8 protein-coding genes are annotated in these 4,080 nt (G+C 42.6%); 7 read left to right on the top strand and 1 reads right to left on the bottom strand.

All coding sequences use genetic code 11. The annotated features are described in order from the left end of the window. Positions 1-258, top strand: a 258-nt coding sequence (locus tag AC805_RS25000; RefSeq protein WP_156341528.1) for a zinc ribbon domain-containing protein, incomplete at its 5' end; no start/stop codon positions are given. Positions 259-274: 16 nt separating this feature from the next. Here AC805_RS25000 and AC805_RS21565 read toward each other — a convergent pair. Then, positions 275-853 carry a hypothetical protein gene (locus AC805_RS21565; RefSeq protein ID WP_055077313.1) on the bottom strand — a complete coding sequence of 193 codons (579 nt, stop codon included), beginning with the start codon at positions 851-853 and terminating at the stop codon, positions 275-277. Between the two features lie 162 nt (positions 854-1,015). Between AC805_RS21565 and AC805_RS21560 the strand changes: the two genes are divergently transcribed. The 6 genes from AC805_RS21560 to AC805_RS21535 are packed head-to-tail and all read left to right on the top strand — an operon-like array spanning position 1,016 to position 4,037. Continuing rightward, positions 1,016-1,435 (top strand): hypothetical protein, encoded by a 420-nt coding sequence (locus AC805_RS21560; RefSeq protein ID WP_156341527.1) that lies wholly within the window; start codon positions 1,016-1,018, stop codon positions 1,433-1,435. Continuing rightward, positions 1,435-2,157, top strand: coding sequence for a hypothetical protein (locus AC805_RS21555; RefSeq protein WP_055077311.1), 723 nt, complete (start codon positions 1,435-1,437; stop codon positions 2,155-2,157). The genes AC805_RS21560 and AC805_RS21555 overlap by 1 nt, the downstream gene beginning before the upstream one ends. Next, the gene (locus AC805_RS21550) at positions 2,150-2,596 is read left to right on the top strand and encodes a hypothetical protein (RefSeq protein WP_055077310.1); all 447 of its coding nucleotides are present in this window, start codon (positions 2,150-2,152) and stop codon (positions 2,594-2,596) included. The genes AC805_RS21555 and AC805_RS21550 overlap by 8 nt, the downstream gene beginning before the upstream one ends. Next, positions 2,596-3,123: a DUF5662 family protein gene (locus AC805_RS21545; RefSeq protein WP_072143713.1), complete on the top strand. Its 528-nt coding sequence runs from the start codon at positions 2,596-2,598 to the stop codon at positions 3,121-3,123. The genes AC805_RS21550 and AC805_RS21545 overlap by 1 nt, the downstream gene beginning before the upstream one ends. Positions 3,124-3,151: 28 nt before the next feature. Next, positions 3,152-3,664: a hypothetical protein gene (locus AC805_RS21540; RefSeq protein WP_156341526.1), complete on the top strand. Its 513-nt coding sequence runs from the start codon at positions 3,152-3,154 to the stop codon at positions 3,662-3,664. Continuing rightward, complete coding sequence (locus AC805_RS21535) at positions 3,657-4,037, top strand: DUF3307 domain-containing protein (protein WP_055077308.1); 381 nt, start codon at positions 3,657-3,659, stop codon at positions 4,035-4,037. The genes AC805_RS21540 and AC805_RS21535 overlap by 8 nt, the downstream gene beginning before the upstream one ends. The last annotated feature ends 43 nt before the right edge of the window (positions 4,038-4,080 follow it).

Below are 4,080 nucleotides of genomic sequence, written 5' to 3'. Positions count from 1 at the left end.
CGCACTTTTGTCAAAATTGATCGTTGGTTTCCTAGCTCTAAAAGATGTGGACATTGCGGTTACGTTGTTGATAAGTTGCCTTTAAATGTCAGAGAGTGGGATTGTCCTAAGTGCAGTACACATCACGATAGAGATGTGAATGCTGCAAAAAATATTCTTGCCGCAGGGCTTGCGGTTAATGTCTGTGGAGCGACTGTAAGACCTGAAGAGAGTAAATCTCGGAAGGCTGGTGCTATGAAGCAGAAACCCAGATCGTGAGGTCTGGGAATCCCCGTCACTTCAGTGCGGGGTGGATGTCAACAGTAGTTGAAGTATCTGCGGAATCGGTAGGGTCAGCCGTAACCACAAGGGCAGGATCGGGAACTGCAACAGGAGTAGGCTCAAGCACAGGGGCAGGATCGGGAACTGCAATAGGGTCAGCCGTAACCACAAGGGCAGGATCGGGAACTGCAACAGGAGTAGTGTCAGGGAAAGTAAAATCTTTAACTGGGAAATCTATTGCAAAGCGCTTTAGAGCTTGGGCAAATGCTTCGGTAGCTTCATCAGCGATCGCCGACTTCCTAGCCAATTCAGCTTTTGTGTCAGCTAATTCTTTTCGCAGAGACTCAATAGTTGTTTCGTCTTCTTGTTGTTCCTCATCGATCAAATCATCACTTTCATCATTGATCGCATCATCACCTTCATCATCAATTTGGTTACGAGAAGCGATCGCATCTTTTGCATCAGCCAAAGCTCCACGAAAGTGGGATCGGACTTTTGCAATTTCTTCACCAGACGATTGAAAATCTAAAGCAAAATCAAATAGGCGCGAAATTGCTTCATGCGTATCTGGGATTTGACAAGAACCTGACATATTTTTATTGGTGAGTATTTTTTGGGGGTAGCACTTATTAATATAGCCTTATAACGTGCTAAATTCATATCAGAAACATATCAAAAGGCGATCGCGTTGAGAGCGGAACAAACGGAATTTGCAACCCAATGCTTTTTTGTGTATCTCCAATCAGAGTTGCACATGAAACAACCTGGGGAAGATTACGATCTGCTACCTGGCGAAGCATCAGGGATTTTCCGTGTATCGTCCTTTGGACCAGATCCTCGCCCACGGCATACATCTGGTCCGAACCGGGATTACAACTCCCTAGAGTTATCGATCCTATTGAACCAAGCAGTTGAAGCTAAGGATTCCTCCTTGGCTAGCTCTGAAGTTGCAGGTCTAATAGGAAATATCCCGAATGTGATCGAGGGTTTTTCTCAATTTGCCCCTTCGACTGAGGGGCTTTATGAGGTGCGCTGGGATCGGCGCAGGATTGTCCCAGTTCCGCGATCGCTACTAAGAAACCAAACGGAAACACCTCGATGGATAGTCGATATTGTTTTTGGCGCGGTTTTGTATTTCACCCAAGCTAAAACTCCACAAGGTATTTATAAATAATGTCTACTGTCACTGTCCGCGAGACAGAATATGAGTTGGTTGAAAACGAGTATGCATCCCTAAATGCTATTCTCTTATTCCTCATTCTTGTCGATCCAAAGGCAAGCGAGAGATTTGCTGGTATGTCCGCAACTTTAGAAGAGTTGCAAAAAGAAATTACAGACAAATATAACGAACTCAGCGAGTCTGGGAAGAAATCTATTAATGAGATGTCTACCAGAGTCATGTTTGCACTTAATGCTGACCCTACCCTGTTCCCGAATACGATTAACTATCGCAGCAAAGCTTACGGGTACGTCAAGACTTTAGTGCCGACTGCACCTATTCTTGACGAGAATTTTGCTGGAACACTACTCTCGGAGTTCTTGCTGGTGATCGCAATTCCTGAATCACTTCGAGAGCAAGGTAAATCAAAAGATGTACCCTCAACCCCGAACCCACCGAAGCGTAAAAAGAGACAAAGTGGTTTTGCAGCCCCTAATGAAGAAAGTCTAGAAGATAAAGCTGCAAGGGAATTGACCGAAAAATTGCAGTCAATCTCTTTGGAAAATTCAGGAGATACTATACCTGTTGATGCGATCGCAGCAGTAGATCCCGAATTTGTTGAGATCGATAACAATCACTACGCAAGTCTCCTTGCACTACAACAGAAAAATACTGTAACCCTTTTAGATAAGGAAGCAGTAGCCGTTCCTGATGGTTTAGAGGAAGAATTTGATTAATTTCTGGGAACGGATTACCGGGCGATCGCGCATCAAAGTGTTAGAGGAGAAATTGGTCAGTCAAGCATTGCTTTATGCTGAAGCTGCTGACGATATCCTCGTACTTTCAGATGAACTTATAAAAGTTAGGGAGGCATTTGCGATCGCCTCCAAGGAAAATACCGACTTGGAGTTTAAAAAACAGATTGAGCGAAATAAATTCCAAATTTTGTATTGCTATGTCAATCGGATTGCTTCGGCGATCGCTGGCGAAGAAGTTGTAATCCCAATAGCTGAGGATGTCGCGACTGATATAGCCTTAAATCGGGTAATAGAGTCGGCACGGCAACAGAACAACCTACTCCTTATCTCAAGAGTTCGGATAGCTAAATTGGAAGTAACCATAGCCAATGCTGAAAACATAATTTCTGAAATACCTTCAGATGGAGCAATAGAATAATGTCTGATAAAGCGTTAAGAGATACCTACAATCACATCGATTTGGTGATGCGATTTCTTGCCTCAGCACAGATTGAGTTGATGCGCCGCCAATTCACGCACGATCGCTCAAAGCTTGATTCCCCAGAATGGGAGATGTTTGAGAAAATCACTCATACTCTTCAAGGTCTGACCTATGGATCGGCTGAATATGAAGCACAGCGCAAGGCAATGCTTGGCGAAGCATTACAGCACCACTATGACAACAATAGGCATCATCCCGAATTCTTTGATAATGGCATCGAAGGGATGAATCTTTTCGATCTGCTTGAGATGTTTATTGATTGGAGTGCGTCTGTAAAAAGGCATTCAGACGGTGATATAAACCGCAGTATTGATATTAATAGCGATCGCTTTAATATCTCGCCACAGCTAGCCCAAATCTTCCGCAATACTATCCCTTGGGTTGACGACGAGTTTGCTGGTCTGCTTTACCAAGGGGATCTAAGCCCAAAAATATCTCTGATGGAGCAATTGATAGAGCAATAGAATGAGTAATTCTTGGATAGCTAAAATAATGACAGATTTCAAAGTAGGTTTAGAACAATATAAACTCGCTAAGCAAGAAATTATGGAAAAAGGAATTACCGTCAACGATCGCTTCATTCAATGCGATCCCAACCAAGTCTCTGATGGGTTCCACACTTTTGGGGAACTATACGACCATCGGTGCTTGCTATTTATTCATCTGCTGCAAATTCATGCGAATTTGTCTTTTGCGTCCTACTCCCATGATGATGGGACTTCATGGAAAGGGTGGTTTATTGCTGGCTGTAAGCTTGATGGTGGCATGATTACTTATCATCTACCCGTCAAGTTTGCAGAGCTAATACCCGAATCTATCTGGATTTACAAAGCTCCTCCTTGGGATGGGCATACATCTAAGGATGTGTGCGATCGCTTAATTGAGGAAGCCAAAATCCAAAAGTCAATTGTAGATCATCAATTTCCTACAGTAGTTAATTTTTTACGTGATAAATTAGTGTCGGCAATGGGTATCCCATCTACAGCACTTAAAAAGGATGAATAATTATTTCTACTATGGATTGCTATTCCATTTTGTAGGAGATTATCTCCTACAAAATGATTGGATGGCTCAGAACAAGACTAAAGAGAACTTTCCTGCGATAGTTCATGCCCTCATTTATGGCTTTCCATTTTTGCTACTGGTATACGATCCTTACGTTTGGACTTTCGTTGTTGTCCTAAGTCATTATTTGATTGATCGCTATCGGCTTGCTGTTTATTGGATTAAATTAGTAAACTGGAATTGGTCGTCAACAAATTTTGGTTATGCCGATGACAAGCCCATGTGGATGTCGGTTTGGCTGATGATAATTATCGACAACGTTCTCCACGTTCTTTTCAATACTTTGGCGATCGCGATAACTAATATCCAGTAAAAAAAGACCTCTATAACGATGTCTTTTTTGGGTAATGCTAAAT

Source organism: Pseudanabaena sp. 'Roaring Creek' (assembly GCF_001402795.1).
GTDB lineage: Bacteria > Cyanobacteriota > Cyanobacteriia > Pseudanabaenales > Pseudanabaenaceae > Pseudanabaena.
This window is presented reverse-complemented; position numbering and strand designations above follow the sequence as displayed.

Excerpts from the sequence above, each read along its gene's own strand:
- AC805_RS21565 (WP_055077313.1), bottom strand. The coding sequence starts at position 853 with ATGTCAGGTTCTTGTCAAATCCCAGATACGCATGAAGCAATTTCGCGC.
- AC805_RS21560 (WP_156341527.1), top strand. The coding sequence starts at position 1,016 with ATGAAACAACCTGGGGAAGATTACGATCTGCTACCTGGCGAAGCATCA.
- AC805_RS21555 (WP_055077311.1), top strand. The coding sequence starts at position 1,435 with ATGTCTACTGTCACTGTCCGCGAGACAGAATATGAGTTGGTTGAAAAC.
- AC805_RS21545 (WP_072143713.1), top strand. The coding sequence starts at position 2,596 with ATGTCTGATAAAGCGTTAAGAGATACCTACAATCACATCGATTTGGTG.
- AC805_RS21540 (WP_156341526.1), top strand. The coding sequence starts at position 3,152 with ATGACAGATTTCAAAGTAGGTTTAGAACAATATAAACTCGCTAAGCAA.
- AC805_RS21535 (WP_055077308.1), top strand. The coding sequence starts at position 3,657 with ATGAATAATTATTTCTACTATGGATTGCTATTCCATTTTGTAGGAGAT.